Below are 26,465 nucleotides of genomic sequence, written 5' to 3'. Positions count from 1 at the left end.
GCGCGCCCGCTTCCAGCTGCGCGTCGACAGCCGTTCGGAAACCGAGCTCGGCACCCTGCGCACCTACGCCGCGATCAACATGCAGTATACGACGAATGATCCGGACGGCATCACCGAGGCGAACGACGCGCTCGCTATCGAGCATGCCTATATCGAACTCGGCGGCTTCCGCATCGGCAAGACCGACTCGCTGTTCTCGACCTTCACCGGCTATGCCGGCGGCGTGATCCAGGACGACTTGATCGGCTACGGTCCGTTCGAAACGCATCAGATCGCCTACACCTTCACCGGCGGCAACGGCTTCTCTGCGGCGGTCGCTCTAGAAATGGGTGACGGCGGTGACTTCGAGGTCGATATCGACGGCGATGGCATCACCGATGTTGACACCGGCAACCTCTACACGCTCGACAGCTATGTCCCGCATGTTGTCGGCGGTCTGGCCTGGACGCAGGGCTGGGGCGGCATCTCGGCTGTTGCCGGCTACGACGCCAACTGGGAAGAGTGGGCCGGCAAGGTTCGCTTGGACGTGAACGCGACCGAACAACTCGCTCTCTTCATCATGGCCGGCTACAAGTCCGGTGCTGATGAAGATTTCGACTTCAACGGCGATGGCATTGTCGATTTCACTGCCGACCGTCCGAATTTCTACGGCAACTGGGGCGGCGACTGGGCTGTCTGGGGCGGTGGCACCTTCACCGTTTCGGAGCAGACCAAGATCAACGTCCAGCTGTCTTATGACGAAGTCGAGAACTTCGCTGCCGTGGCGAACGTGAACTACGAGCTCGTTCCGGGCCTCGTGATCACGCCTGAAATCGTCTATGTCGACAATTTCGCCGACGACGATGATCTTGACGATGAAGACGATGAGATCGGCGGCTTCCTCCGCTTCCAGCGTACGTTCTAAATCGACCTGCAGGTCGATTTGAGAAAACCCGGCGGGCAACCGCCGGGTTTTTTTGTTGCGCGCCTCCTCGGATTCGGCGAACGGACAAGTGATGGCGATTTGCACGGACCAGAACGCCTGTCGGCTCGGCGGGCCACCGCCGGATTTTCATTAGGACAGACGACTGCTCACGGCGATGCGCGGCCGGCGAAGTCCGTGCGAATGCTGCGGTTGCGAGCAATGCAATCCTGCTCGGTTGGCAGATGCGCAATCGCTAAAATAATGGTTCACCATTGAACAAGTTTTGAATCCGGGGCAGAGAGGGCCGTCCGGGAGGGGCAACTGATTCCGCCGGGGCAAGCATGTCACAAACCATTGCTACAGCTTGACCTCGCCCTAATCCTAAGGAGCTACCATGAACTTCAAAACCCTGCTTCTCGGCTCTGCCGCGGCCTTGGCCGCGGTTTCCGGGGCCCGCGCGGCCGATGCGGTCGTGATCGCCGAGCCGGAGCCGATGGAATATGTGCGCGTCTGCGACACGTACGGCACCGGATTCTTCTATATCCCCGGCACCGAGACCTGCCTGCGCGTCGGCGGCTACCTCCGTTATGACATCGGCGTCGGCCTCTTCGGGCACCAGGACGTCTTCGACAAGGAAGATTTGGCGAACGGCATCGAAGACGAGAACGACACCTACTACAAGCGCGCCCGCGCGGCTTTGCAGATCGACTCCCGTTCCGAGACGGAGCTCGGCACTTTGCGCACCTATGCGCACATAAATTTCCAGTACACGACCAACGATGTCGGCGGCATCACCGACGCCCGTGACGCGGTCGACATCGAGCATGCCTATATCGAACTCGGCGGCTTCCGAGTCGGCAAGACCGACTCGCTGTTCGTGACAATGACCGGCTTTGCCGGCGGCGTGGTCAATGACGATCTCGTCGATTATGAGCCGGACCGCACCCACCAGATCTCCTACACCTTTACGGGCGGCAATGGTTTCCAGGCGGCGATCGCTCTGGAAGAGGGCGCCGGGGATCGGGATTTCGATCTTGACGATGACGGCGTGGCCGATTTCACCGCAAGCTATACCCTCGACAGCTATGTTCCGCACGTCGTCGCGGGCGCGTCGCTGACGCAGGGCTGGGGCGGCGTCTCTGCGGCAGTCGGCTACGACTCCGTGTGGGACGAATGGGCCGGCAAGGTGCGTCTCGACGTGAACGCGACGGACCGGATCACCGCCTTCATTCTCGCCGGCTACAGTTCGACCGATACCGGCAGCTACTACGCGACCTGGGACGGCGACTGGGCCGTCTGGGGCGGCGCCTCGATGGAAGTGACTGAAAAGGCGACCGTCAACGTCCAGCTGTCCTATGACGAATCGGAAGCCTTCGCGGCGGTCGCGAACGTGGCCTACATGCTGGTTCCGGGGCTGCGCATCACGCCCGAGATCGCCTATTACGACAATCTCGGTGACGACAATGATGATAACGATGGCGACGAGTATGGTGGTTACCTGCGTATCCAGCGCTCATTCTGATAAAAACTGGCAGAGTCGATCAAAGACCCGGCGGGCAACCGCCGGGTCTTTTTTGTTTGGTCTTGATCAGCGGCAGGCGCCTGATAATCAGGCGGGATACGCCCGGTCGAGAAACGCTTCGATGCGGGCGGGGAGCAGGCCGGTCTCCAGCATCGGGGTATGGCCCTGGCCCTCGACGGTGATGGTCTCGATGGAGGGGTGGCGCCGCGCCATTTCTTCCAGCGTCCTTGCCGACAGCAGCTTCGAGTTTTCGCCTCTGATCGCCAGCATCGGCACGCTGGTGAGGCCTTGGAATTGCGGCCAAAGCGACGGCAGCGGCTGGCTGAGATCCAGGTCGGCGACGGTTTTCAGCAATGCCGGATCGAAGTCGGCGATCGGCTTTCCGCCCTCGTCCCTGTAGAGCGCTCGCACCATCCGCTCCCAATCCCGGTCGGTGAGCGCCGAAAACGCCTGGCCATGCGTGCCCCGCTGGAAGGCGACGGCCTCGGCAAAGCTCGCCGGCTTCGGCGCGCGCTCGAGATAGGCGCGGATATGGGCGAAACCTTCGCCTTCGACGACCGGGCCGATATCGTTGAGCACCACCGCCTTGAGCGCGCCGGGGCGCGTTGCCGCCAGCGCATGGATGATCAGCCCGCCGCGCGACGTGCCGATGAACGCCGCATGCTCGATGCCAAGCGCGATCAGGCCGGCGACAATGTCGCCGCCTTCGACGCCGATATTGTAATTCTGCCACTCTCTGTCATAGGCGGAACCGCCGCGACCGCGATAGTCGAAGGCCACCACCTTGCGTGGCGTCTTCGCGTCGCGCGAGAGATGGAGCGCAAGGTCATGAAAATCGCGCGCGTTGCGGGTCAATCCCGGCAGGCAGACGACCGGGAGCGTGCCGGTCGCGTCGTCGCCGTAGATCCTGGCATGGAGCTTCAGCCCGTCGGTCGAGGAGTAGTAAAAATCGCTGAAGCCTTCGTCCGCCATCGCCAGTTCCCTGCCTGTATCCCTCAGGAGGTACAGGCGCGGGATTGCCGGGTCAAATGGCGAACGCCGGAAGAGACGGGGAGGAGAAGGCTGCCATCGACGCCGGCCGCTTTTCTCAGCGGCCGTTGATCAGATCGCCGACGATGTCGAATTTTCCCGACAGGCGCATCTTGTAGACCTGATAGTTTTCCATCACGCGCTGGACATAGCTGCGCGTCTCGGTGAACGGGATGCTCTCGATCCAGTCAACCACTGCGTCTATGTCCTGGCCGCGAGGGTCGCCATAACGCTTGATCCAGTCCAGGGCGCGGCCCGGCCCTGCATTGTAGCCGACGAAAGTCAGCACGTAGGAGCCGTCGAAGCGGTTGAGTTGCTCGCCGAGAAAGGCAGCGCCCAGCGTGGCGTTGTAACCGCCGTCAGTGGTCAGCCGCGCTTTCGAATAGGTCACGCCGGCCTTCTTCGCCACCTCCTTTGCCGTGCCTGGCAGCAGTTGCAACAGGCCGCGCGCGCCCGCGCCGGACACCGCAGCGACGTTGAACTCGCTCTCCTGGCGGGCGATCGCGTAGGCGAGCGCCTTGCCTGAACCCGAGATGTTCGCCGACGAGGGAATGGCGCCCATCGGATGCGCAAGCGAGCCGATGTCGATGCCGCGCGAAGACGCGATCTTGCCGATCTTCAGCGCCAGGAAATGGTCGCCGCGGTTTTCAGCCATGACGGCGAGCAGCGTCAGTTCGCCCGGACTGGTGAGTTCCTCGGCGAGTGTGCGATAGAGCATGTCGGCGAGGCTTTCTTGGCCGGCGGCTTCAAGCCGCTTGATGGCCCTTACGGGCTCGCGGCTCACGAATTTCTCATGGTCGGCCATCGACGGGCGCGGGTAGCCAACTCTGATGCTGTCGCGCCCGATGCGCTGTGCCGCCAGTTGCCCGTAGAACGTCGTGCCATAGGCGCTGGCGCGCTCGAAATAGGCTTTGGCGTCGCCCGACGCGCCGGCTTCGGCCGCGCGGCCGAGCCAGTAGTAGGCGCGCGAGAGTGAAATCGGGCCCTCGGCGATTTCGGCGATACGGGAGAAATGGCGCGCACCGGTCTTGGCGTCGCCCAAACCGCGAAACGCGTACCAGCCGGCATGGAACTCGGCGTCTGCCACGTTTGTCGGATTTTCCGCCGCATGAGCGGCGGCGATCTTGTAGGCGGTCTTCATGTCGCCCTGATCGACGAGTTCTCGCGAAAGCACCCGGCGTTCGACCCACCATGCGTCGGGATCGGCGAGAGCGGCGCCATCCGTAGGCGCCTTGAGCATCACTTCCGCCGCTTCGGCGAACTTTTCGCTCCGACGCAGATGTTTGGCCTTGGCAAAAAACCAGCCAGCCGAGCGCTGGTCTGCCGGCACTTTCTCTAGAAGCTTGCCGGAATCGCGGTTGCCCCTGATCACCGCTGCCCAGGCGTCGGCCAATGATTGCGCTCCGGCGAGCGCTGCAACGCGCTTGGCCGAATTCACCCGGTCTGAATAGAGCATCCGTTCCATGCGCGCGCGGTGGTCGGCGGCCGGAATGATCCCGCCGAACTCCCTGATGATCGCCGCCTCGTCCCTCGGCGGGAGCTTTTCCTTGCGCCAGAACGGCGACAGCACCGCCCGCGCCGCCTCGCGGTCGCCAAGCTCGATATGCGAACGGGCAAGCACGATCACGCCTGACGACGTTTGCGGCGGGGCTTTGCTGAACGCTTCGACAATGGTTTGCGGATCGGACATGTCGCGATAAAGCGCTCTCTCGCTGTTGCGTTGCAGCGCCTTCGTCCCCGGCCAGTCCGGCAGCGCCTGCGCTGCGGCGATGTCGCTGGCCGGCGCCAGTCCGCCGCCTTTGACAGCGATCGCCCAAGTCAGGATGTGGCGGTCGAGCGACTGCGCCGGAAGGCTGTCGCGCACCTCGCGAGCCTCCCCGATTTCTCCATCCGAAAGCGCGTCAAGGCCGGATTCCAGCTTCGCGGTATGGGCCAAGCCACGCTGGCCAACGACATTATCCGGCCGGATCGCAACGGAGGCCTTCGAGGCTCCAGGTCCGAAATTCTTCTCGATCGCGGCTTGCGGACGCGGCTTCGGGATCGGCGCGTAGGGCAACTCGCCCGACTGGCCGAATGCCGCGGCCGGGCCGAAGGCTGCGAGTACTCCCGCAAGCACAAAACGGGTCGGCCAATCAAATGGCATGGTGTTCTCTGTCCCTGTTCCTGCACGACCAAGAGGAGCGGGTCCGCAAAGCTCAGATTCTGCAAGTGAACCCAGTCGCCCGTGCGAACGCCCAATGCCTCAAAAGTCGTGGCCCAACACACCCTTGCCGCCCATCAGTGGCAAGACTATGGTGCGCGGCTTCGCTTTCGGATAGAAAGCCGCGAAATTTCGAAAAGGACTGGCCAACCGCAGGGTTGCAGGGAGTTGGACGTAATGCTGAGAGGCTCGATGACTGCGCTCGTGACACCATTCGAAAAGAGTGGCGGGTTCGACGAGAAAGCGTTTCGCGCCTTGGTCGAATGGCAGGTCGCCGAGGGCACCAAGGGCCTAGTCCCGGTAGGCACCACAGGCGAGTCGCCGACGCTCTCGCATGACGAACATCGCCAGGTGGTGAAGGCCTGCGTGGAAACGGCGAGGGGCCGCGTGCCGGTCATTGCCGGTGCGGGCTCCAACAACACGGAAGAGGCGATCGGCCTGGTACGCTATGCCGAAGAGGTAGGCGCCGACGCAGTTCTCGTCGTGACGCCCTACTACAACAAGCCGACCCAGCGCGGGCTCTACGCGCATTTCGCGGCGGTCGCCAAGTCGACCAGCCTGCCGATCCTGATCTACAACATCCCGCCGCGCTCGGTGATCGATTTGATGCCGGAAACGATGGGGAAGCTGGCGCACGACTTCAAGAACATCGTCGGCGTGAAGGATGCCACCGGCAAGGTGGAGCGCGTGTCGGAGCAGCGCATGACGTGCGGCAAGGATTTCATCCAGCTTTCCGGCGAGGACGCGTCGGCGCTTGGTTTCAACGCGCATGGCGGGGTCGGCGCGATTTCCGTCACGTCGAATGTTGCGCCGCGACTTTGCGCCGAATTCCAGGAAGCGACACTGAACGGCGATAAGGAGAAGGCGCTGGAATTGCAGGATCGGCTGATGCCGCTGCACAAGGCGATCTTCATTGAGCCGGGCGTCTCCGGGTCGAAATATGCGCTGTCACGGCTAGGAAAGTTAGAGAATGCCGTGCGTTCGCCGCTGGTGACGGTCGAGGACGCCACCGCCGAGAAGATCGAAGCGGCCATGAAACATGCCGGGTTGATCAATTAAGCCGGCTCTTGCCAAAGCCGATCGCAGCCGCCATGTGATGGTCCCTCGTTGTGCGTCCTTCGAGGCTCGCTACCGATCGCACCCCTGGATGAGGGAAGTGCGTCGATCAATCGCCCGGCTCTGTAGCGATTGCCGTCACAGGAATCGCACAACGCCCTCACCCTGAGGTGCGAGCGGTAGCGAGCCTCGAAGGAGGCACCTAAAGTACATGACATCATGAACCAGAAGAAATCCGATCCGAACAACAAGACCGTCGCGGAAAACCGCAAGGCGCGTTTTTCCTATGAGGTGCTCGACACGGTCGAGGCCGGGCTTGCGCTGACCGGCACCGAGGTCAAGTCGCTGCGCCAGGGGCAGGCGAACATCCAGGAATCCTACGCCTCGGTCGAAGGCGGCGAGATCTGGCTGATCAATTCCTATGTGCCGGAATATCTGCAGGCCAACCGCTTCAACCATGAGCCGCGCCGCCGGCGAAAACTCCTTCTCAACAAGCGCGAAATGGCGCGACTGGCGCAGAGCGTCGAGCGCGAAGGCATGACCATGGTGCCGCTGAAGATCTACTTCAACGACAAGGGCCGCGCAAAACTGCTGCTCGCCGTGGCCAAGGGCAAGAAACTGCACGACAAGCGCGAGACCGAAAAGCAGCGCGACTGGAACCGCGAGAAGGGCCGGCTGCTCAAGGAGCGGGGGTAAGGCTGAACCTCAGGCGGCGTCTCGACCGGTTTCGGCGCTGACGAACGTCACCCGCAGGCCAAGCGCCTCGGCGACTTTCATGATCGTCGCGAATTCCGGATTGCCGTCGCCGCTCAATGCCTTGTAAAGCGCCTGCCGCGACAATCCGGTCTTCTCTGCAAGTTTGGTCATGTTCTGCGCACGAGCGATAACGCCGAGAGCATGCGCGATCTCGGCTGCGCTGCCGTCCTCGCAGGTTGCTTTCAAATATTCTTCAAGCGCCCCATCACTGTCGAGAAATTCCGCGGCGTCGTACGGTCTTGTTTCCAATTTCATCGCTTCAATCCTTCCATTGACGGGCGAGAGTCTTGGCGCGGGCGATATCTCTGGTTTGAGAATCTTTGTCTCCGCCACAGAGCAGCAAGATCGTCAGCGAACCGCGTCGAGCGAAATAGACGCGATATCCCGGACCATGGTTGATCCTCAGCTCGCTTACACCTTCTCCGACCGACTTCACGTCACCGAAATTGCCACTGATCATCCGATCTTCTGCGAGCAATCCGTGCTTTCGCGGTCCCGTCGCGAAGCTCTCCAAGCCAGTCTATGAAAGCTGCGGTTCTAAGGACCTGCATATACAGATCGTAAACTGTGGTTGACAAATGTCAAGCGACCGGCAGCTTTCCGTCCTGTAAGAACCCAGCCACTTCCTCGAACACCTCGACGAACATCTTCGTCGTCAGGCGCCCGGTGTTGGTGTTGTAGCGTGAGCAGTGGTAGCTCGAAAAAAGCCTGACCGCGCCGGCGCCCTGGCTGACGCCGTGCCTGAACGGGTATTCGATCACGCGCTTTCCAAGCGCCCGGACGGTCGACTGGTGGGCGATGGTGCCCAGTGTCAGGATCGCTTCGAGATTTCGAAAGCGTGCGATGGTCGGCGTGAGAAAAGCGCGGCAGGTTGCGATCTCCATGCCGACGGGCTTGTTTTCGGGCGGGACGCAACGCACCGCATTGGTGATCGCGGTGCCGATCAGCTCGAGGCTGTCGTCCGGACGCGCCTCGAAGCGGCCGCGGGCGAAGCCGAAACGGATGAGCGTGTCGTAAAGCAGCTCGCCGGCGTAGTCGCCGGTGAAGGGACGGCCGGTGCGGTTGGCGCCGCGCAAGCCGGGCGCCAGGCCGACGATCAGAAAGCGCACGGCGTCCTCGCCTTCCGGCGGCAGGAAGGTCGGCACCGGCCCGTTGAACCAGCCAGGCTCGCGAATGCGCCAAGCCGTCCTGAAGTCGGCGAGACGCGGGCAGAGCGGACAATCGTGCGAGGGCTCGGCGAAAAACTGGCGGGTCACGCGGTCAAAATTCGCTTTCCTCGGCTTCGGCAGGCTCGGTGCGCCGCACCGGCCGCTCCGAAGGATCGCGTCCGATCTCGCTCCTGAGCGTCATCAGGTCGATGAAATGATCGGCCTGGCGGCGCAGATCGTCGGATATCATAGGCGGCTGCGAGGCCATGGTGGACACGATGCTGACCTTGCGGCCGCGCCTTTGCAAGGCCTCGACCAGCGTGCGGAAGTCGCCGTCGCCGGAAAAGATCACGTAGTGATCGACGACTTCCGCAAGCTCCAATGCGTCGACAGTGAGCTCGATGTCCATATTGCCCTTGATCTTGCGGCGGCCGGTGGAATCGGTGAATTCCTTCGCCGGCTTGGTGACCACCTTGAAGCCATTGTAGTCAAGCCAGTCGATCAGCGGACGGATCGACGAATACTCCTGATCTTCCACCAGCGCGGTGTAGTAGTAGGCGCGTAGCAGATAACCGCGCTTCTGGAAGCTCGATAGCAGCTTGCGATAGTCGATGTCGAAGCCGAGCGAGCGCGAGGTGGCGTAGAGATTGGCGCCGTCGATGAAAAGGGCGATCTTTTCGCGAGGATCAAACATGGCCGTAATATCCCTACAAAAACAGCAATCACTTTAAATACGCGGGCGCTGGCCCCTCGGTTGCACGGGAAATACGTTCCGGCCGCCTGATAATGAAATTAGAGTTCACCCCGGCCCATTCCAAGGCTTGACGGTCCGAAGCAAGAAAATGTGATCTCGGCGTCGGTTGGCCACCTGCGCGGCCGCGCAGAAAGCTTGTGTTTGGCGCGCGTTCGGGTTATGGACCGCGCCTGTTTTCCATTACATCATCGTATGAAAGGGGCAATCCATGGCCCGCGTAACCGTTGAAGATTGCATCGACAAGGTCGACAACCGGTTTGAACTGGTGCTCCTGGCCGGCCACCGCGCCCGCCAGATCTCGCAGGGCGCCCAGATCACCGTGCCGCGCGACAACGACAAGAACCCGGTCGTTGCGCTGCGCGAGATCGCTGATGAGACGCTGTCGCCCGGCGATCTCAAGGAAGATCTGATCCACTCGCTGCAGAAGCATGTCGAGGTCGATGAGCCCGAGAGCGACGATCAGGAACTGACCGACCAGACCGACGCCGCAGCAATTGCCGCGGATACCGACGAAGCGGAAGAAAACATCACCTTCGACCGCATGACGGAAGAGGATCTGCTCGCCGGCATCGAGGGCCTGGTAGCGCCCGAAAAGAGCGACGACTACTAAGAGCTCTCTCCGCAGCGCTTAAACAAAGGCCGGCACTTTCGCGCCGGCGGTTTGGTGGTTATCTATGGCATGCGCCGTATCGTCCGATGCGGCGCATGATTTCTTTTATTGTCCGGGACTTAGCCCATGATGCGTCAGTATGAGCTTGTCGAGCGCGTCCAGCGCTACAAGCCCGACGTGAACGAGGCGCTGCTCAACAAGGCCTATGTCTATGCGATGCAGAAGCATGGGCACCAGCGGCGCGCCTCGGGCGATCCCTATTTCTCGCATCCGCTCGAAGTCGCCGCGATCCTCACCGAAATGCACATGGACGAGGCGACGATCGCCGTCGCGCTGCTGCACGACACGATCGAGGACACCACGGCCACCCGCCAGGAGATCGACGAGCTGTTCGGCCCCGATCTCGGCAAGCTGGTCGAAGGGCTGACCAAGCTCAAGAAGCTGGACCTCGTCTCCAAAAAGGCTGAGCAGGCCGAGAATCTGCGCAAGCTGCTGCTGGCGATCTCGGAGGATGTGCGCGTTCTCCTGGTCAAGCTCGCCGACCGGCTGCACAATATGCGCACGCTCGACCATGTTCCCGATGCGAAGCGCCTGCGCATCGCCGAGGAGACCATGGAGATCTATGCGCCGCTTGCCGGGCGCATGGGCATGCAGGGTATGCGCGAGGAGCTGGAGGAACTGGCGTTCCGCTACATAAACCCGGACGCCTACCGCACGGTCACCGAGCGGCTCGCCGACATTTTCAAGCGCAACCGCGGCGTGGTCGAGGAGATCGAGAAGTCGCTGTCCGGGCTGTTTGAAAAGCATTCGATCGAGGCGGTCGTCAAAAGCCGGCAGAAGAAACCGTGGTCGGTGTTCCGCAAGATGGAGGCGAAGGCGCTTTCCTTCGAGCAGCTTTCCGACATTTTCGGCTTTCGCGTGATCGTTGGCACGGTTGAGGATTGCTACCGCGCTCTGGGCGCGATCCATACCACCTGGTCGATGGTTCCTGGACGCTTCAAGGACTACATCTCGACGCCCAAGCAGAACGACTACCGCTCGATCCACACCACGATCGTCGGGCCGTCGCGCCAGCGCATAGAGCTGCAGATCCGCACGCGCGAGATGAACAAGGTCGCTGAATACGGCGTCGCCGTGCATGCGCTCTACAAGGATACGGGCGGCAAGGTGAATGGCGCCAGCCACGCCATTTCCAGGGAAACCAACGCCTATGCGTGGCTACGGCGCACGATCGAGCAGCTTGCCGAGGGCGACAATCCGGAGGATTTTCTCGAAAACACCAAGCTGGAGCTGTTCCAGGACCAGGTGTTCTGCTTCACGCCGAAGGGCATGCTGATCGCGCTGCCGCGCGGCGCGACGCCCATCGATTTCGCCTATGCGGTCCACACCGATGTCGGCGACACCTGCGTCGGCGCCAAGGTCAATGGCCGCATCATGCCACTGATGACCGAGCTCAAGAATGGCGACGAGGTCGAGATCATCCGTTCCAAAGCTCAGGTGCCGCCTGCCGCCTGGGAATCGATCGTGGTGACCGGAAAGGCGCGCGCCGCCATCCGCCGCGCCACCAAGAACGCGATCCGTAAGCAATATTCCGGCCTCGGCATCCGCATCCTCGAGCGCGCCTTCGAGCGCGCCGGCAAGCAGTTCTCCAAGGACAGCCTGAAGCCCGTGCTGCATCGTCTGGCCCGCAAGGACGTCGACGACGTGGTGACCGCGGTGGGGCGCGGCGAACTGTCGTCCAACGACGTGATGAAGGCCGTCTATCCCGACTACAAGGACGAGCGCATCACGCCGGCGCCGAAGCTGCGCGAAGAGGGCTGGTCGAAGATACGCAACGCCGCCGGCATGCTGTTCCAGATCCCCGGTCGGGCATCGCGCAAAGAGAAGCGAGAAGCCAAGGACAATGGTGTTCCGATCAGGGGTATCAGCGGCGATCTGCCGGTTCGTTTCGCGCCGGAGGGCGCGGTGCCGGGCGACCGCATTGTCGGCATCGTCCAGCCGGGCACCGGCATAACCATCTACCCGATCCAGTCGCCCTCGCTAACCGATTTCGACGACCAGCCGGAGCGCTGGATCGATGTGCGCTGGGATATAGACGAGGCGACCAAGGAGCGCTTTCCGGCCAGGGTTTCGGTTACGGCGATCAACGCGCCGGGCTCGTTGGCCGAGATCGCGCAGGTGGTCGCGGTCAACGACGCCAACATTCATACGTTGTCGATGGTGCGCACCGCTCCAGACTTCACTGAAATGCTGATCGATCTCGAAGTGTGGGATTTGAAACACCTGAACCGGCTGCTGTCGCAGCTCAAGGACAATTCGAGCGTCAGCGAAGCGCGGCGTGTCAATGGCTAAGGCATCGGAGTGACGATGAACGCGACCGAAGTTCTGGAAATCTTTCGCGAGGCGGGCGCGGTGCTCGAGGGGCACTTTATCCTGACGTCCGGCCTCAGGAGCCCCATATTCCTGCAAAAGGCGCGCGTCTTCATGCATGCCGACAAGACGGAAAAGCTCTGCCGCGCGCTTGCCGACAAGATTCGCGCCGAAGTTCCGGGCGAAATCGACTATGTCGTTGGACCGGCTATCGGCGGGCTCATTCCGGCCTATGAGACTTCGCGCCATCTCGGCGCACCGGCGATCTGGGTCGAACGCGAGGACGGCAAGTTCCGGCTGCGCCGTTTCGAGATTGAGAAAGGTGCGCGTGTCGTGATTGTCGAGGACATCGTCACCACCGGGCTGTCGATACGCGAGACGATCGACTGCCTGCGCGAGATCGGGGCCGAGGTGGCCGCGGCCGCCTGCATCATCGACCGCTCGGCGGGCAAGACCGATGTCGGAGTGCCGCTGATCGCGCTCGCCGAATACGAGGTGCCGGCCTATCCGGTCGACCAATTGCCGCCGGAACTGGCGGCTTTGCCGGCAGTCAAGCCGGGCAGCCGGAACATTTGATACGATGATTATTGGACTTGGCAGCGACCTGATCGACATTCGCCGCATCGAGAAATCGCTCGACCGCTATGGCGAGCGCTTCACCGCCCGCATTTTCACGGAGATCGAGCAGGCTAAGTCGGACCGCCGCAGGCAGCGTGCCGCCTCCTACGCCAAGCGCTTTGCCGCCAAGGAGGCCTGCGCCAAGGCGCTCGGCACGGGGATGTCGCAGGGCGTGTTCTGGCGCGACATGGGCGTGGTCAATCTTCCGGGAGGCAAGCCGACAATGCATCTGACCGGCGGCGCAGCGGCGCGGCTGGAAAAGATGCTGCCATCCGGCCATCGTGCGGCAATCCATCTGACGATCACGGATGACTTTCCGCTGGCGCAAGCCTTCGTGATCGTCGAGGCGCTTCCGGTCGAATAACGGCCATCTTCTTGGCGCTTTTGCCACCGGCATGGACGTTGCCCCGCGCGCGTCGAGCCCTTATACCCCAACCGACGAAACGAGGACTTCATGAGCGTGGCTGAAAAAACCGAGAAGAAAAGCGGCGGGCTTGGCGAGACCGTCAGCGTCATCGTGCAGGCCCTCATTCTGGCGCTGATCATCCGGACATTCCTGTTTCAGCCCTTCTCGATTCCGTCGGGTTCCATGCGGCCGACGCTGCTCGAAGGCGATTATCTCTTCGTCACCAAATGGTCCTACGGCTATTCGCGCCACTCGCTGCCGTTCTCACCGAACATCTTTTCCGGCCGTATCTTCGGCAGCGCGCCCGAACGCGGCGACGTGGCCGTATTCAAGCTGCCGCCCAACCCTTCGCTCGACTACATCAAGCGCGTCATCGGCCTGCCCGGCGACCGGATACAGGTGAGGGACGGCCAGTTGTTCATCAATGACCAGGCAGTCCCGCGCGAGAAGGTCGGGCAGATCGACAATCCCGACATCACCGAAGTCCGCGGCCCGGTCGATGTCTATCGCGAAACGCTGCCCAACGGCGTCAGCTATGATACGCTCGACCTCACGCCCAATTCGATCGGCGACGACACGCGCGAATTCATCGTTCCCGAAGGCCATTATTTCATGATGGGCGACAATCGCGACAATTCGACCGACAGCCGCTTCTCGGTGGGCTTCGTGCCGGAGGAGAATCTGGTCGGCCGCGCCAACATCATCTTCTTCTCGATTGCCGAGGGTGCTAGCCCGCTTGAAATATGGAAATGGCCGACGCAGATGCGCCCGTCGCGCCTGTTCGACTTCGTCCGCTGACCAAGAATGGCCGCCAAGCGCCTTTCCGAACATGAACTCGCGGAGGCGATCGGGGAGCGGACCGGATACGTCTTCCGCGACACCGCGATGCTGCGGCGGGCGCTGACCCATGCGAGCAAAAGGGGCTCCGACGGCGCGGACAATGAGCGGCTGGAATTCCTCGGCGACCGGGTGCTGGGCCTCGTCATCGCGGAAATGCTGTTTCGCCGCTATCCCGACGCCCGCCAGGGAGAACTGGCGGTGCGTCTCAACGCGCTGGTGAGCGGCGAAAGCTGCGGCGTGATTGCCATCGAGATCGGGCTGGACAAACTGATCCATGCCGACCCGGTGGCGAAGGCCGCGAAGGGCCAGCGGGTCGGAAACGCGCTCGCCGACGCGGTCGAAGCGCTCATCGCCGCGATCTATCTAGACGGGGGCCTCGAACCAGCCCGCGCGTTCATCGCCCGCCATTGGGAGCACCGCGCGGAAGCGGTGGCGAAATTGCTGCGCAGCGCCAAGACAGAGCTTCAGGAATGGCTGGCGCAGCGCGACGGGCTGAGGCCGAACTATTCCATCATCAGCCGCGAAGGACCGGACCACGAGCCGATCTTCACGGTGTCAGTGGCGGCCGAAGGCTTTCCGGCCATCAGCGGCGCAGGCCCATCCAGGCAGGCGGCCGAGCAGGCCGCGGCCGCGGCCTTCCTGATCCGCGAAGGCGTCTGGGAAGAAGAAGGAAAGCTGTCGTGACCGAGACTGAAAGCCTGCCCGAGACGCGTTCCGGCTTCGTTGCCCTGATTGGCGCGCCCAATGCCGGCAAGTCGACCCTCGTCAACCAGCTCGTCGGCGCGAAAGTGTCGATCGTCACCCACAAGGTGCAGACGACGCGCGCCATCGTCCGTGGCATCGCCACCCACAGGAATGCGCAGATCGTTTTCGTCGATACGCCCGGCATTTTCCGTCCGCGGCGGCGTCTTGACCAGGCGATGGTGACCACCGCCTGGGGCGGCGCGAAGGATGCCGATGTGGTGCTGGTGCTGATCGACGCCGAACGCGGCATCAAGGGCGACGCCGACGCCATGCTGACGAACCTTGCCGGTGTCCGCCAGCCGAAAATCCTGGTGCTCAACAAGCTCGACCGGGTCAAGCCGGAAAGCCTGCTGGCGCTGGCCGCGACCGCCAATGAGCGCGTCGATTTCCAGCGCACCTTCATGGTTTCGGCGCTCACAGGTGCCGGATGCGACGCGATCCTCGACCATCTCGCCGAAACGCTGCCGGTCGGCCCCTGGTTTTACCCCGAGGACCAGATCTCCGACCTGCCGATGCGCCAGCTCGCCGCCGAGGTCACCCGCGAAAAGCTCTATCTGCGCCTGCACCAGGAACTGCCCTATTCGTCGCATGTCGAGACGGAAAAATGGGAGGAGAAGCCGGACGGTTCGGTGCGCATCGAGCAGGTGATCTATGTCGAGCGAGACAGCCAGAAAAAGATTGTTCTCGGCCATAAAGGCGAGACGATACGCTCGATCGGGCAGGCAGCCCGCAAGGACATCGGCGAAATCCTCGAACAGAAGGTGCACCTCTTCCTGTTCGTGAAGGTGCGCGAGAACTGGGGCGACGACCCCGAGCGCTACCGCGAGATGGGGCTTGAATTCCCGCACTGAGGAGTAAACTCTCCGGCGATGGAATGGCGCGACGAAGGAATCATACTCGGCGCCCGCAAGCATGGCGAAACCAGCGTCATACTTGAGGTAATGACGCGTGCGCATGGTCGCCATCTTGGACTGGTGCGCGGCGGTCGCTCGCGCAAGCAGCAGCCGCTGCTGCAGGCGGGCAACCGCGTCGACCTGATCTGGCGGGCGCGCCTTGACGAACATCTCGGCACCTTCCAGGCCGAGCCGCTGGAACTCAATGCGGCGCGCCTGTTCGACAGCGCCGTCGCCGTCTATGGACTGCAGACGCTTGCCGCCCATCTGCGCTTGCTGCCCGAGCGCGATCCGCACGCCGGGCTTTACGAGATGCTGGGCCTGATGATCGAGCACATCGACGATCCGGAGATGGCGGGCGAACTCGTCGTGCGCTTCGAACTGCTCGTGCTCGACGAACTCGGCTTCGGGCTCGATCTGACGCAATGCGCCGCCACCGGCGCGCGCAGCGATCTCGCCTATGTGTCGCCCAAAACCGGCCGTGCGGTTTCACGCGCCGCCGGCGCGCCATGGAGCGGGAAGATGCTGGCGCTGCCCGCCTTTCTGCTCGGCAATTCCGGCCCGCGTGCCGACCGTGCGGCGATCGAGGACGCCTTCCGGCTCACCGGTTTCTTCTTCTCGCGCCATGTCTACGAGCCCCGCGGAATGGACGCGCCCGATGCAAGGGCCGGATTTCTCGCGGCGCTCCGAAAGCGCCGCCCTAACGAACCGCACAGCACCGGAGAACATGCCGCATGAGCGAGGTCGAACTGTTCCCGGGTTACGTCTCCCCACTCGGCCTCGGCACCATTCCCTTCGAAGACATAGCCAGATTTTCCGGCATCGAGCTTCTGCAGCGGATCATTGACCGGAAATATGCCGCGCCGCCCATCTCGGCGCTTTTGAATTTCGCCCTGACCGAAGTCTCGGAAGGCCGGGCCGTGTTTCGCGGCCTGCCGGGCGAGCGTCACCTCACCCCGCTGGGCGGCGTCCATGGCGGCTGGGCCGCCACCATAATGGATTCGGCGCTGGCCTGCTCGGTCCAGACGCTTCTGGAGAAGGGCGAGGCCTACACCACGGCCGAGTTCAAGGTGAATTTGATCCGGCCGATCACGCCGAAAACCGGCGAGGTCGTCTGCGAGGGCCGTGTCGTGCACAAGGGCCGCACGCTTGCCGTCTCGGAAGCGACGCTGAAGGACGGGCAGGGAAAGCTGCTCGCTTTCGGCACCGAAACCTGCTCGATCTTTCCGGTCGCCAATCTGGCGGCGCGCTAGAGCCTGATCTTCCGATGAGGTCGGATTGGGCTCTAACCTATTGATTATCTTGTCCGCATGTCTGCAACTTTTCGGGACTGTGCTATAGCAAATACGAACTGCCACGGCTGAATTCGGGGGAACGGCCATGTTTTTCGACAGCTTCGGGCTCATGGGCACGCTCGGCCTCGTGGCGCTCATTGTGATCGTCATTCGCCTGAACACGCGTCTGAAGCTGGTCGAGCGCGAGCTTGGCGCGCTGCGCTCCCGCGTCATTTCCACGCCGCCGGCTGCCGCGGCCCCGCCGGTGGCGGAAGAACAGGCGCCCGCTGCCGTGATCGAGCGGATCGGCGAACCGGCCGCGGATGGCGAGGTTGCGGCCGTTGAGCAAGATGCCGGTGAATCTGCCGAGCCGGCCGGACCATGGGGGACGGTCAAGGGGAGGGATGCGCCGGCGGAAGCCGCGCCTGCGGCTGCTGTCCGCCCGGCGGCTGCAAAGGCGGATATCGAAACGGCACTCGGCACGCGCTGGGCAGTCTGGGTCGGCGGCATAGCGCTGGCGCTCGGCGGCGTGTTCCTGATCCGCTATTCGATCGAGGCCGGCATCTTTGGCCCCGGAGTGCGCCTGACAATGGCGGCGCTGCTCGGCCTGGCGCTCGCCGGCGCAGGCGAGTTCATCCGCCGCACCGGCTTCGAGATACCGCTGAACGGCGGCAACAACGCTTACATCCCCGGCATTTTGACCGCCGCCGGCGCCTTCACCCTGTTCGGGGCGGTCTATGCCGCGCACGGCGTCTATGGCTTCATCGGGCCGGCTCTCGCCTTCGTGCTGATGGGGATCATCGGCGTCGGCGCAATCGCTGCCGCTCTTCTGCACGGGCAGGCGTTGGCCGGCTTCGGCCTGCTCGGCTCGCTTGTCACGCCGCTGCTCGTTGCATCTGAAGCCCCGAACGCCTGGGCGCTGTTCGGCTATCTGGCGATCGTGCTGGTGGCCGCGACCGCGATCGCAAGGCTGCGCGACTGGCGCTTGCTCGCCGGCGCGGCCTTCGCCGGAACCGGGCTCTGGTGCCAGGTCCATATGGCCGGATCGGACACGGTCGACTTCACCGTCGTGCTTTTCATCAACTTCGTCATCCTGCTGTCGCTGGCCTTGATTTGGCTTGGCTGGCGTTACGGCGGCGAGGAAGCACCGGTTGCCTTCGACTGGCCGACAGCCATTCCCGCATTGTCGGTTGCGCTTGCGGCATTATCGCTGCTGATCAACGCTGACCATCAGGCCGCGGGCGGCGCGCTCTACGGCGCCGTTCTGATCGCGGCAATGGTCGCTGTCGCGCTCTATCGCCCGGGCGCACTCGCACTTCTCCACGCCGCCGGCGCTGCGTCCGTCGCCGCCTACGCGCGTGCGGCGCTGACCGGCTCCTTCGCGTTCGATTTTGCCGGCGGAAGCCTGGTCATAGAGGGTTTTCCCGCCACCCCGTTTTCAGCACTCATGCCCTATGTCGGAACTGCGATCGGCGCGCTCTTCCTGGCCGCAGGCCTTTGGAGCGCAAGAAACTTTGCGGCATCAGCGCCGGTTCGCGGCGCGCACTGGGCGGGATGGGCAGCGCTGGCGCCGCTCGCTATCCTCGCGGCGGTCTGGATCATTTACGGCAATCCCGATCGCGACTACAGCCTCGCCATCGTGGCGCTGCTGCTCGGCGCAATCCTGACGGCCGGCGGCGAAATGATCGCCAAGGCCGAAAACCCGCCGCTCACCGGCGGCCTGTCCGTGTCCTTCGCGCTGGCGGGGGCGTGCGTCGCCTTCGTCCTGATGCTGCACATGGCGTTCGGGCCCGGCCTGACGACGGTTCTTGTCGGCGCGGCGGCTGCGCTACCTGCACTGGCGACGCGGCAGCGCAGCTATCCCGTGCTGGGCTGGCTTTGCGTAGGCGCGGCGATCGTCGTGATGGCGCGTGTCGCGGTCGATCCGACGATCGTCGGCGCGGATGCTCTCGGGAAGAAGCCGCTGTTCAACGCGCTCCTGCCCGGATACGGCATCCCGGCGCTCGCCTTCGGTTTTGCAGCCTGGCAATTGGCGCTAACGACCGCAGGCCGCCCACGCCTGGTCATGGAAGCCGCCGCCGCGCTGTTTTCGCTTCTGACGATTGCAATGCTGGTGCGCCACGCCATGCATGGCGGCGTGATAGACGCCAGCGACCCCACTCTCGCCGAGCAGGCCATCTACACGCTGCTTGCGCTCGGGGCAGGAGCGATCCTCATCGCGCTCGACATGCGTTCGCCGAGTCCGGTGCTGCGCTACGGCTCGATTGCAGCCGGGTGCGTGTCCGCCATTCTCATCGTCTCTAATCACTTCCTCATCCTGAACCCGCTGTTTACCGACGAGTCGACCGGACGGCTTCCGTTTTTCAATCTGTTGTTGTTGGCATATCTGCTGCCGGCAATCGCCGCCGGAGCCCTGGCGCTCTACGCGCGCGGGAAACGCCCGCGCTGGTATCCGGCGATGCTTGCGCTGGTCGGAGCGGCGCTCGCCTTTGCCTATGCGACGCTGTCGGCGCGGCGGCTGTTCAAAGGCGAGTTCATCGGCTTCTGGAGTGGGCTCGGCCAGTTCGAGACCTATTCCTATTCGGCGCTCTGGCTGGCCATGGGCGTCGGCCTGCTGATCGCCGGCGTCTGGCAGAAGTCGTACATCCTGCGCATCGCATCGGGCGCGCTGATCGCCATTGCAGTCGCCAAGGTGTTCCTGTTCGACATGTCGGAACTGGAAGGCGTGCTGCGCGCGCTGTCCTTCATCGGCCTTGGCGCAGTGCTGATCGGCATCGGGCTGTTTTATCAGCGGCTGCTCACGCGCGCCGCCGGGACGGACGAGCCTGCAAAGGCGCAGTAGGCGGTAGGCGCCGGCTATTCCGCCGCCGCCAGTTGCATCCGCTCGACCGGCCGCTCCTTGATCGGCCAATGCACCACGGCCGCGAACAGGCCGAGCGCCACGCCGAGCCACCACACCGGATCGTAAGTGCCGAAGCGGTCATAGAGATAGCCGCCGAGCCAGACGCCGAGGAACGAGCCGATCTGGTGCGACAGGAATACGAGGCCTCCCAGTAGTCCGAGATGGCGCGTGCCGAACATGATGGCGACGAGCGCGTTGGTCGGCGGCACCGTCGAGAGCCACAAGAGACCCATCACGATCGCAAAGACGATGACGCTCGCCGGCGTCTGCGGCAGGAGCAGGAATGCCGTCACCGCGATCGAGCGCCCGATATAGATCCACGCAAGGAAGATCGGCTTGGAATATCTTTGGCCGATCGCACCCGAGGCAAGCGAGCCGATGATGTTGAAGAAGCCGATGAGCGCCAGCGCGATGACGGCGTAGCGCGCGTCGATGCCGATGTCGCCGATATAGGCGGGGAAATGCGCGGTGATGAACGCAACCTGGAAGCCGCAGACGAAGAAACCCGAGACGAGGAGCACATAGCTCTTGTGCGCGAAGGCCTCGCGCAACGCGTTGCCGACCGACTGCTGGACGGCCTTCTGCGCCGCAGCCGCATTGTGCGAGCTGCCGTAAAGCGGCATCGCCAGCACCGGGATGATCAGCATCGCCGCGCTCATGTAGATCAGCGTGTCGGACCAGCCGTAGGCGTCGATCATGCCCTGGCTGATCGGTGCGAAGATGAACATGCCGGCCGAGCCCGCCGCGGTGCCGATGCCGAACACGACCGAGCGTTTTTCGGGCGGCGTGTGACGGGCGAAGGCGGCGAGCACGATCGAGAATGAGCCCGCCGCGACGCCGAGACCGACGAGTACGCCGCCGCCAATATGCAGCGCCGTGATCGACGAGGCCGTCGCCATCATGTAGAGGCCGGCGGCGTAGATGACGCCGCCGAGCGCCAGCACGCGCCAGGTGCCGTATCGGTCGGCAATGGCGCCGAAGAAGGGAAGGCCGATGCCCCAGAACAGGTTCTGAAGCGCCATCGCCAGGCCGAACGTCGTGCGGTCCCAGCCCTTCTCCGCCAGCATAGGCAGCTGGAAGAAGCCCATCGCCGAGCGCGGACCGAAGGTCAGCGCGGCGATCAGGCAGCCGCAAATGATGATCAGCCACGGAACGCTCTTCGCCGGGGCCTTCGCGTTCGCCGTCATCGCCATCGCCTTGTCTCCATCAGGGACCGGAGTTTTAGCCGAACCGCTTTCTGTAGCGCAAATGAATGGTTGTGCGCGATGCTTCAAAATCCTTGATGCGATAACGCCGACGGGACGAATCCGCCATGCTGGGACGTTGGCGATATGCTGGCTGTTCGCGCTTGCGGTCAGGGACTCGATCTGGAATCAGAGGGAAGGGGGACAAAAACAGCGATGGACGACCGGAAGGCAGCGATACTTGCGGAAATTCCGCGCTTGCGCCGTTATGCGCGAGCCTTGCTGCGTGACCGCGACGCCGCCGACGACCTCGTCCAGGACAGCCTGGAACGCGCGCTTGTCCGTCTCGACAACTGGCGCACCGGCGACAGCCCGCGCCGCTGGCTGTTCACCATCATGCACCACCTCTTTGTCGATCAGATGCGCAAGGTGAAAAGGCGCGGCGAGGCTTCCATGCTGCAGATCGAAGGGAGCGAGGCGATGTCGCTGCCCGCGCACCAGACGGAGGATGTCGCCTCCCGCGAGATACTCGACGCGCTGCAGGCCATCAGCCCGGATCGCCGTGCCGCCATACTGATGGTCGCGGTGGAGGGGTTTTCATATGCCGAGGCCGCCAACGTGCTGGGCGTGCCGGCCGGCACGCTGATGTCACGGATCGCGCGTGGACGGGACGAACTGCGTGGGCTGCTGGACGATGGCGCGCGCCGGCGCACGATAAGGGTGGTCGAGCCATGACCATGCGCGAATACAGCGAACGCGACATCCATCTGGCGCTCGACGGAGAACTGCCGCAGGACGAACGTGCGGCCTATGAACGGTGGCTGGAAATCCACCCGGACATGGAAGCGAAGCGCCGGCGCTATGAGGCGGATCGCGACCTGCTGCACGGGGCGGTGGCAGGCGTGCTCGATGAGCCGGTGCCGGATCGCCTCACGAAAATCATGGCCGGAGAAACTCGGCCTGCGTCAAGCAATTCAGCCCCGCGCTGGCGGATGGCGGCGGCGGCGCTGATCTTCGCGGCTGGTGGCCTGGGCGGCTATTTCCTGGGAGCTTCCGGGTGGCGGCCGGTGAACGGGACGGCAATCCAGTTGGCCGACGGCGCGATCGCTGCCCACGCCATTTATGCCGCCGAAAAGTTGCATGTCGTGGAAGTCGGCGCCGACCAGAAGGAGCATCTGGTCGGCTGGCTGTCCAAGCGGATCGGCGTGACGCTTGTTGCGCCCGATCTTTCGGCAGAGGGCTTCGAATTGATAGGCGGACGCCTGCTGCCGGCAGCGGCAACCAAGACAGCAGCGCAGTTCATGTATCAGGACCGCACCGGCAACCGGATTTCGCTCTATGTGGCACGCGACAGCTCCAACACCGAAACCGGCTTCCGCCTGCTCGAAGAGGGTGACACGCGCGCTCTGTACTGGTTGGATGACGGCTATGGCTGCGCGGTGGCCGGTAATTTGCCGGAAGAGGTGCTGGTCAAGGTCGCAGATACTGCCTACCGGCAGTTGCTGCAGGGCATGAAGGGCTGACATCTGCGGTTCCCGGTTCGATTGGGCCACTGAAACGCGCCTGATGCACCAATCGCCGCCAGCAGACAGATCTGAAAAGACGAGTCACAATTCAGCCCGAATCGAGGAGCGATTCGCATCCGATGCCTCCGCCGACGGGCCGGGCAGGGACGCCTTCGACCAGCCTGATCTTCACCCGCCGATTGAGGTTTTCCGGTCCGCATGCCTGCTGAAATCCGCCTGGCCCGCGCGTCTGACGTCGATGCCCTGGCAGCGATCGAAAACACGGTATTCGAGGCGGATCGCATTTCCCGAAAATCGTTCCGGAGCATGGTCGATAGCGCCTCGGCCACCGTCCTGGTGGCGGCCGAGCAAGACGCGATCGCCGGCTATTGCGCCGTGCTGTTTCGCGCCGGCAGCCGCAAGGCGCGCCTCTACTCGATCGCGGCCGCTCGCGGCAGCGGCATCGGCCCGACGCTGCTGGCGGCCGCCGAAGACACGGCAGCCGTCCGTGGCTGCAAGGAACTGCGCCTGGAAGTACGCGAAGACAATGCGCGGGCGATAGACCTCTACGAGAAGAGCGGCTACCGCCGCTTCGGCCGCAAGCCGGACTACTACGCCGACGGCGCCGCCGCCCTGCTTTACGAAAAGCCGCTTCATTTGGCCGAACCGGCCGCCATCCACCCGAAAGCGTGAACGAAATGACCTGGGTCATACTCACCGGCCGGCAAAGCGATCTTGACCAGGTTGCGACGCCGCACAAGATCATCACCAACCGCGATTATCTTGCTCACCCGGCGCTGTTTCGCGGCCAGCGCCCGAAGGTTATCAACCTTTCGAGCAATTATGCCTATCAGAGCCGTGGCTATTATGCCTCGCTGCTGGCGAGTTCGCGCGGCCACAAGGTCATCCCGACCGTCGAGACGATGATCGATCTTTCCGAGCACAAGCTCTACGAGCACGCTCTGCCGGAACTGGAGCAGGCGCTCAACAAGTGCCGCAAGGAACTGGGCGGCTCCTTCCCGGCGAAGGTCACCTTCTTCTTCGGCATTGGTCCGTCGAGGGACTGGGATCGGTTCGCCAAGCTGCTGTTCGACTGGTTTCGCGCACCGGCGCTGGAGGTTTCCATCAGGGACAACCGGCAATGGGCTTCGATCCACAAGATCGGCTTTTATTCGCTGACGCGAATGAGCTCCGAGGAAAAGCCGCGGTTCCTGGAGAGCCTGGCCGCCTACACCAACCGCGAATGGCGCGACACCAAGACCCGCACGCCTGCGCGCTATGCTTTCGCCACGCTGGTCAATCCGAACGAGGAACTGCCGCCTTCCGAGATTTCCTCGCTGCGCCACTGGGCCAAGATCGCCGAAAAGATGGGCGTCGAGGTCGAGCCGATCACGAAGAAGGATCTGGCCAAGCTCGCAAACTACGATGCGCTGTTCATCCGCGAGACCACGTCCATCTCCAACCACACCTACCGCTTCGCACGGCGTGCGCAGCAGGAGGGCATGCCGGTGATCGATGATCCCCTGTCTATGATCCGCTGCACGAACAAGGTCTATCTCAACGAGTTGATGAGCTACAACAAGGTACCGGTGCCGCCAACGGTTATGATCGCCGGCCCGTCCGACCTGGAAGTCGCGGCGCAGACGCTTGGTTTTCCGCTGGTCCTGAAAATCCCCGACAGCTCGTTTTCGCGCGGCGTGAAGAAGGCGTCGAATTTCGAGGAGCTGAAGACGCTGGCGACGCTATGGCTGGAGGATTCGGACCTTTTGATAGCCCAGAAATTCATCCCGACCGATTATGACTGGCGCATCGGCGTACTTGGCGGCCAGCCGCTCTTCGCCGTGCATTACCTGATGGCGAAGAAGCATTGGCAGATCGTCAATCACGAGCGTTCCGGCAAGCCGGATCAGGGCGGCATCCGCACCTTCACGCTGAAGGACGCCCCGACGCATGTCGTCGAGACGGCGGTGAGCGCGGCACGCTGCATCGGCGATGGGCTTTACGGCGTCGATCTGAAGGAAACAGCCGACGGCGTCTTTGTCATCGAGGTCAACGACAACCCCAATCTCGACCATGGCTGGGAGGATTCGGGCGAAAAGGACGAGGTCTGGGTGCGGCTGACACAGTGGTTTCTAGACCGGCTGGAGCGCCAGGGGCGGTAGGCGGGAAAGGCCTGCCAGCCGGCGTCGCGGATTTCGTGGCCATCGCCGGCGGGCTCGGCTATCTGCCGCGCAGCTTTTCGATCGCCTCGAAGCGTTTCAGAAACGCTTTCTGCACTGTCTTTGTCGAGACGGGCAGGATGTCGAGCCCGTCGGCCGAAATTCCGCGCGGCCTGCCGAAGAACTGGATCGCTTCCGCTTCCGAGAAGCCGGCCAGCATCGTCGCCTCGAAATAGGCGGCGACCTGGTCCGCCCGCTTGATGTCCTTCTTCAGCTTCTCGCCGATCTCGGCCGGGAGGCAGAAACTTATATGGATCGAGCGCTGCAGTCGCTCCTCGACCGCCTTGTAGCCGCCGCCGACAACGGATTTGAACGGCGATATCATGTCGCCGATCACATATTCGGGGGCGTCGTGGAGCAGGGCCGCCAATTGTTGGTCGGGCGATGCGTCCTTCGCGTGCCGGGAATAGATAGCCTCCACAAGCAGCGAATGCTGGGCAACCGAGAAGGCGTGGTCGCCGGCGGTCTGCCCGTTCCAGCGGGCGACCCGCGCCAGGCCGTGGGCGATGTCGGAGATTTCGATGTCTAGCGGCGAGGGATCGAGCAGGTCGAGGCGGCGGCCCGACAGCATGCGCTGCCAGGCGCGCAGCGGCGCTCCGGGCCGATCGGCCATCAGGCGTCGCCCGCCGCGGCCGTCTCCTGGGGAAACGAGAATTTCGCCCATTCCGGTATTGAGAGCGACAAGGCCACGCCGTCGGCGAGGATCGGCACGCCGTCGTCCATCGCGGCCTTGACCTTGTCGATGCGTGCGATTGCCAAAGCGGATTTACCTGAGACCGATCCGAGGGCGCCGATGGATCTGCCGTCGGCAAGGATATCGGCGCCAGGCGCCGGCAGCTCGCTTTCGGCCGAAGCGATCAGCACGCGCCGGCGCGCAGTGCCGCGATGCTGCATGCGCGAGACGACCTCCTGTCCGACATAGCAGCCCTTCCGGAAGCCGACGCCGCCCATCTGGTCGAGCAGCACGTCGTGGGGAAAGGCGTCGCCCAATTGGTAGTCCGCTCCGCTCTCGGCGATGCCGTGGCTGATGCGAAAGGTATGCCACTCCGAAGTATCCGCGGAAGCGCCAACTGCCTGGCCGTATTTCCTGAACACGCTTGCGTCAGAGGAAAAGCGCAGGTCGCGCAATCCGGTTGATTGCGAAGAGCTTGAATCGGAAACTGAAGCCTCTGAACCATCCCGCCACGAAACAGAAACAAGCGACTGTTCCTGCGAGGAGATATCGACCTTGGCGCGGAGCCGGTAGAGCGTCAGGCGGCGGAGGAAATCACCTGCCACGTCGGCGCGGCATTCCAGGATGAAGCCGCTTTCGCCGTCGCGCGAGACGAGAAAATCGAACAGTATCTTGCCTTGCGGTGTCAAAAGCGCGCTCGGTTTCGCTTGGCCGGCCGTCAAAACATCGAGATCGGCGGTCACGATGTTTTGCAGGAAGTGCTCCGCATCCACCCCCGACACGGAGATGAGCGCGCGATCGTTTAACTGGGCGGTGGGCATGGGCGGCAACGCACCTGATGTTGCAAATCGGTCGGCC

27 protein-coding genes are annotated in these 26,465 nt (G+C 63.3%); 18 read left to right on the top strand and 9 right to left on the bottom strand.

Annotated features, from left to right (window positions below; translation table 11 throughout):
- Together MAXJ12_RS11955 and MAXJ12_RS11950 are read left to right on the top strand one after the other, a co-directional pair.
- On the top strand, positions 1-904 hold a 904-nt coding region (locus MAXJ12_RS11955), incomplete at its 5' end, for a porin (protein WP_008836121.1).
- Positions 905-1,298: 394 nt separating this feature from the next.
- On the top strand, positions 1,299-2,426 hold the full coding sequence (locus MAXJ12_RS11950) for a porin (protein WP_008836120.1): 1,128 nt from the start codon (positions 1,299-1,301) through the stop codon (positions 2,424-2,426).
- 87 nt (positions 2,427-2,513) lie between these two features.
- Here MAXJ12_RS11950 and MAXJ12_RS11945 read toward each other — a convergent pair whose 3' ends face one another.
- Both MAXJ12_RS11945 and MAXJ12_RS11940 read right to left on the bottom strand, forming a co-directional pair.
- The gene (locus MAXJ12_RS11945; RefSeq protein WP_008836119.1) at positions 2,514-3,398 is read right to left on the bottom strand and encodes an alpha/beta fold hydrolase; all 885 of its coding nucleotides are present in this window, start codon (positions 3,396-3,398) and stop codon (positions 2,514-2,516) included.
- 115 nt (positions 3,399-3,513) lie between these two features.
- On the bottom strand, positions 3,514-5,598 hold the full coding sequence (locus MAXJ12_RS11940; protein WP_008836118.1) for a lytic transglycosylase domain-containing protein: 2,085 nt from the start codon (positions 5,596-5,598) through the stop codon (positions 3,514-3,516).
- Positions 5,599-5,832: 234 nt separating this feature from the next.
- Between MAXJ12_RS11940 and dapA the strand changes: the two genes are divergently transcribed.
- Positions 5,833-6,714 (top strand): 4-hydroxy-tetrahydrodipicolinate synthase, encoded by an 882-nt coding sequence (dapA, locus tag MAXJ12_RS11935; RefSeq protein WP_008836117.1) that lies wholly within the window; start codon positions 5,833-5,835, stop codon positions 6,712-6,714.
- 216 nt (positions 6,715-6,930) lie between these two features.
- Positions 6,931-7,407: an SsrA-binding protein SmpB gene (gene smpB, locus MAXJ12_RS11930; RefSeq protein ID WP_008836116.1), complete on the top strand. Its 477-nt coding sequence runs from the start codon at positions 6,931-6,933 to the stop codon at positions 7,405-7,407.
- Positions 7,408-7,416: 9 nt separating this feature from the next.
- On the opposite strand, the gene MAXJ12_RS11925 is transcribed toward smpB, so the two are convergent.
- The 4 genes from MAXJ12_RS11925 to MAXJ12_RS11910 all read right to left on the bottom strand — a co-directional run bounded on the left by MAXJ12_RS11925 (position 7,417) and on the right by MAXJ12_RS11910 (position 9,309).
- Positions 7,417-7,722 carry an addiction module antidote protein gene (locus MAXJ12_RS11925; RefSeq protein ID WP_008836115.1) on the bottom strand — a complete coding sequence of 102 codons (306 nt, stop codon included), beginning with the start codon at positions 7,720-7,722 and terminating at the stop codon, positions 7,417-7,419.
- Between the two features lie 4 nt (positions 7,723-7,726).
- Positions 7,727-7,927 carry a type II toxin-antitoxin system RelE/ParE family toxin gene (locus tag MAXJ12_RS11920; protein WP_008836114.1) on the bottom strand — a complete coding sequence of 67 codons (201 nt, stop codon included), beginning with the start codon at positions 7,925-7,927 and terminating at the stop codon, positions 7,727-7,729.
- 121 nt (positions 7,928-8,048) lie between these two features.
- A complete protein-coding gene (locus MAXJ12_RS11915; RefSeq protein WP_008836113.1) occupies positions 8,049-8,723 on the bottom strand; it encodes a uracil-DNA glycosylase in 675 nt (224 codons plus the stop codon).
- 4 nt (positions 8,724-8,727) lie between these two features.
- On the bottom strand, positions 8,728-9,309 hold the full coding sequence (locus MAXJ12_RS11910; RefSeq protein ID WP_008836112.1) for a LabA-like NYN domain-containing protein: 582 nt from the start codon (positions 9,307-9,309) through the stop codon (positions 8,728-8,730).
- Positions 9,310-9,577: 268 nt separating this feature from the next.
- Between MAXJ12_RS11910 and rpoZ the strand changes: the two genes are divergently transcribed.
- From rpoZ to MAXJ12_RS11860, 10 genes are all read left to right on the top strand, one after another.
- Positions 9,578-9,979 (top strand): DNA-directed RNA polymerase subunit omega, encoded by a 402-nt coding sequence (gene rpoZ / locus MAXJ12_RS11905; protein WP_008836111.1) that lies wholly within the window; start codon positions 9,578-9,580, stop codon positions 9,977-9,979.
- Positions 9,980-10,105: 126 nt separating this feature from the next.
- On the top strand, positions 10,106-12,331 hold the full coding sequence (locus MAXJ12_RS11900) for a RelA/SpoT family protein (RefSeq protein WP_008836110.1): 2,226 nt from the start codon (positions 10,106-10,108) through the stop codon (positions 12,329-12,331).
- A gap of 15 nt (positions 12,332-12,346) precedes the next feature.
- Positions 12,347-12,925, top strand: a complete 579-nt coding sequence (pyrE, locus tag MAXJ12_RS11895; RefSeq protein ID WP_008836109.1) for an orotate phosphoribosyltransferase — start codon at positions 12,347-12,349, stop codon at positions 12,923-12,925.
- A 4-nt stretch (positions 12,926-12,929) separates the two neighbouring features.
- Entirely contained in the window at positions 12,930-13,331 is a 402-nt protein-coding gene (acpS, locus tag MAXJ12_RS11890; protein ID WP_008836108.1) for a holo-ACP synthase, read from the top strand.
- 90 nt (positions 13,332-13,421) lie between these two features.
- The gene (gene lepB / locus MAXJ12_RS11885; protein ID WP_008836107.1) at positions 13,422-14,171 is read left to right on the top strand and encodes a signal peptidase I; all 750 of its coding nucleotides are present in this window, start codon (positions 13,422-13,424) and stop codon (positions 14,169-14,171) included.
- 6 nt (positions 14,172-14,177) lie between these two features.
- Complete coding sequence (rnc, locus tag MAXJ12_RS11880; RefSeq protein WP_008836106.1) at positions 14,178-14,897, top strand: ribonuclease III; 720 nt, start codon at positions 14,178-14,180, stop codon at positions 14,895-14,897.
- Positions 14,894-15,808: a GTPase Era gene (gene era, locus MAXJ12_RS11875; protein WP_008836105.1), complete on the top strand. Its 915-nt coding sequence runs from the start codon at positions 14,894-14,896 to the stop codon at positions 15,806-15,808. Before rnc ends, era begins: the two co-directional genes overlap by 4 nt.
- Before the next feature lie 18 nt (positions 15,809-15,826).
- Positions 15,827-16,588 (top strand): DNA repair protein RecO, encoded by a 762-nt coding sequence (recO, locus tag MAXJ12_RS11870; protein ID WP_008836104.1) that lies wholly within the window; start codon positions 15,827-15,829, stop codon positions 16,586-16,588.
- A complete protein-coding gene (locus tag MAXJ12_RS11865) occupies positions 16,585-17,103 on the top strand; it encodes a PaaI family thioesterase (RefSeq protein ID WP_008836103.1) in 519 nt (172 codons plus the stop codon). Before recO ends, MAXJ12_RS11865 begins: the two co-directional genes overlap by 4 nt.
- 127 nt (positions 17,104-17,230) lie before the next feature.
- Positions 17,231-19,966, top strand: coding sequence for a DUF2339 domain-containing protein (locus MAXJ12_RS11860; RefSeq protein WP_008836102.1), 2,736 nt, complete (start codon positions 17,231-17,233; stop codon positions 19,964-19,966).
- 14 nt (positions 19,967-19,980) lie between these two features.
- Here the strand turns inward: MAXJ12_RS11860 and MAXJ12_RS11855 are convergent, their stop codons facing one another.
- Positions 19,981-21,219: an MFS transporter gene (locus MAXJ12_RS11855; protein ID WP_008836101.1), complete on the bottom strand. Its 1,239-nt coding sequence runs from the start codon at positions 21,217-21,219 to the stop codon at positions 19,981-19,983.
- Positions 21,220-21,426: 207 nt separating this feature from the next.
- Here MAXJ12_RS11855 and MAXJ12_RS11850 point away from each other — a divergent pair, with 207 nt between their 5' ends.
- The 4 genes from MAXJ12_RS11850 to MAXJ12_RS11835 all read left to right on the top strand — a co-directional run bounded on the left by MAXJ12_RS11850 (position 21,427) and on the right by MAXJ12_RS11835 (position 24,877).
- On the top strand, positions 21,427-21,945 hold the full coding sequence (locus tag MAXJ12_RS11850; protein ID WP_008836100.1) for a sigma-70 family RNA polymerase sigma factor: 519 nt from the start codon (positions 21,427-21,429) through the stop codon (positions 21,943-21,945).
- Positions 21,942-22,733, top strand: a complete 792-nt coding sequence (locus MAXJ12_RS11845) for an anti-sigma factor family protein (protein ID WP_008836099.1) — start codon at positions 21,942-21,944, stop codon at positions 22,731-22,733. The genes MAXJ12_RS11850 and MAXJ12_RS11845 overlap by 4 nt, the downstream gene beginning before the upstream one ends.
- A 201-nt stretch (positions 22,734-22,934) precedes the next feature.
- Positions 22,935-23,408: a GNAT family N-acetyltransferase gene (locus MAXJ12_RS11840; protein WP_008836098.1), complete on the top strand. Its 474-nt coding sequence runs from the start codon at positions 22,935-22,937 to the stop codon at positions 23,406-23,408.
- Positions 23,409-23,413: 5 nt separating this feature from the next.
- Positions 23,414-24,877, top strand: coding sequence for a RimK family protein (locus MAXJ12_RS11835; RefSeq protein WP_040585976.1), 1,464 nt, complete (start codon positions 23,414-23,416; stop codon positions 24,875-24,877).
- Between the two features lie 58 nt (positions 24,878-24,935).
- Here the strand turns inward: MAXJ12_RS11835 and MAXJ12_RS11830 are convergent, their stop codons facing one another.
- Together MAXJ12_RS11830 and ygfZ are read right to left on the bottom strand one after the other, a co-directional pair.
- On the bottom strand, positions 24,936-25,547 hold the full coding sequence (locus MAXJ12_RS11830) for a YfbR-like 5'-deoxynucleotidase (protein ID WP_008836096.1): 612 nt from the start codon (positions 25,545-25,547) through the stop codon (positions 24,936-24,938).
- Positions 25,547-26,428: a CAF17-like 4Fe-4S cluster assembly/insertion protein YgfZ gene (gene ygfZ / locus MAXJ12_RS11825; protein WP_008836095.1), complete on the bottom strand. Its 882-nt coding sequence runs from the start codon at positions 26,426-26,428 to the stop codon at positions 25,547-25,549. The genes MAXJ12_RS11830 and ygfZ overlap by 1 nt, the downstream gene beginning before the upstream one ends.
- Positions 26,429-26,465 lie beyond the last annotated feature (37 nt).

The sequence above is a fragment of the Mesorhizobium alhagi CCNWXJ12-2 genome (genome assembly GCF_000236565.1).
In the GTDB taxonomy this organism is placed as follows: domain Bacteria; phylum Pseudomonadota; class Alphaproteobacteria; order Rhizobiales; family Rhizobiaceae; genus Allomesorhizobium; species Allomesorhizobium alhagi.
The sequence above is the reverse complement of the archived record's forward strand: the minus strand, read 5'-3'. Positions and strand labels throughout refer to the sequence as shown.

Excerpts from the sequence above, each read along its gene's own strand:
- MAXJ12_RS11840 (WP_008836098.1), top strand. The coding sequence starts at position 22,935 with ATGCCTGCTGAAATCCGCCTGGCCCGCGCGTCTGACGTCGATGCCCTG.
- MAXJ12_RS11830 (WP_008836096.1), bottom strand. The coding sequence starts at position 25,547 with ATGGCCGATCGGCCCGGAGCGCCGCTGCGCGCCTGGCAGCGCATGCTG.
- MAXJ12_RS11865 (WP_008836103.1), top strand. The coding sequence starts at position 16,585 with ATGAGCGAGGTCGAACTGTTCCCGGGTTACGTCTCCCCACTCGGCCTC.
- MAXJ12_RS11900 (WP_008836110.1), top strand. The coding sequence starts at position 10,106 with ATGATGCGTCAGTATGAGCTTGTCGAGCGCGTCCAGCGCTACAAGCCC.
- MAXJ12_RS11925 (WP_008836115.1), bottom strand. The coding sequence starts at position 7,722 with ATGAAATTGGAAACAAGACCGTACGACGCCGCGGAATTTCTCGACAGT.
- ygfZ (WP_008836095.1), bottom strand. The coding sequence starts at position 26,428 with ATGCCCACCGCCCAGTTAAACGATCGCGCGCTCATCTCCGTGTCGGGG.
- lepB (WP_008836107.1), top strand. The coding sequence starts at position 13,422 with ATGAGCGTGGCTGAAAAAACCGAGAAGAAAAGCGGCGGGCTTGGCGAG.
- MAXJ12_RS11850 (WP_008836100.1), top strand. The coding sequence starts at position 21,427 with ATGGACGACCGGAAGGCAGCGATACTTGCGGAAATTCCGCGCTTGCGC.
- pyrE (WP_008836109.1), top strand. The coding sequence starts at position 12,347 with ATGAACGCGACCGAAGTTCTGGAAATCTTTCGCGAGGCGGGCGCGGTG.
- MAXJ12_RS11910 (WP_008836112.1), bottom strand. The coding sequence starts at position 9,309 with ATGTTTGATCCTCGCGAAAAGATCGCCCTTTTCATCGACGGCGCCAAT.
- recO (WP_008836104.1), top strand. The coding sequence starts at position 15,827 with ATGGAATGGCGCGACGAAGGAATCATACTCGGCGCCCGCAAGCATGGC.
- rnc (WP_008836106.1), top strand. The coding sequence starts at position 14,178 with ATGGCCGCCAAGCGCCTTTCCGAACATGAACTCGCGGAGGCGATCGGG.
- MAXJ12_RS11920 (WP_008836114.1), bottom strand. The coding sequence starts at position 7,927 with ATGATCAGTGGCAATTTCGGTGACGTGAAGTCGGTCGGAGAAGGTGTA.
- MAXJ12_RS11950 (WP_008836120.1), top strand. The coding sequence starts at position 1,299 with ATGAACTTCAAAACCCTGCTTCTCGGCTCTGCCGCGGCCTTGGCCGCG.
- MAXJ12_RS11860 (WP_008836102.1), top strand. The coding sequence starts at position 17,231 with ATGTTTTTCGACAGCTTCGGGCTCATGGGCACGCTCGGCCTCGTGGCG.
- dapA (WP_008836117.1), top strand. The coding sequence starts at position 5,833 with ATGCTGAGAGGCTCGATGACTGCGCTCGTGACACCATTCGAAAAGAGT.
- acpS (WP_008836108.1), top strand. The coding sequence starts at position 12,930 with ATGATTATTGGACTTGGCAGCGACCTGATCGACATTCGCCGCATCGAG.
- MAXJ12_RS11835 (WP_040585976.1), top strand. The coding sequence starts at position 23,414 with ATGACCTGGGTCATACTCACCGGCCGGCAAAGCGATCTTGACCAGGTT.
- smpB (WP_008836116.1), top strand. The coding sequence starts at position 6,931 with ATGAACCAGAAGAAATCCGATCCGAACAACAAGACCGTCGCGGAAAAC.
- MAXJ12_RS11855 (WP_008836101.1), bottom strand. The coding sequence starts at position 21,219 with ATGGCGATGACGGCGAACGCGAAGGCCCCGGCGAAGAGCGTTCCGTGG.
- MAXJ12_RS11940 (WP_008836118.1), bottom strand. The coding sequence starts at position 5,598 with ATGCCATTTGATTGGCCGACCCGTTTTGTGCTTGCGGGAGTACTCGCA.
- rpoZ (WP_008836111.1), top strand. The coding sequence starts at position 9,578 with ATGGCCCGCGTAACCGTTGAAGATTGCATCGACAAGGTCGACAACCGG.
- MAXJ12_RS11945 (WP_008836119.1), bottom strand. The coding sequence starts at position 3,398 with ATGGCGGACGAAGGCTTCAGCGATTTTTACTACTCCTCGACCGACGGG.
- MAXJ12_RS11845 (WP_008836099.1), top strand. The coding sequence starts at position 21,942 with ATGACCATGCGCGAATACAGCGAACGCGACATCCATCTGGCGCTCGAC.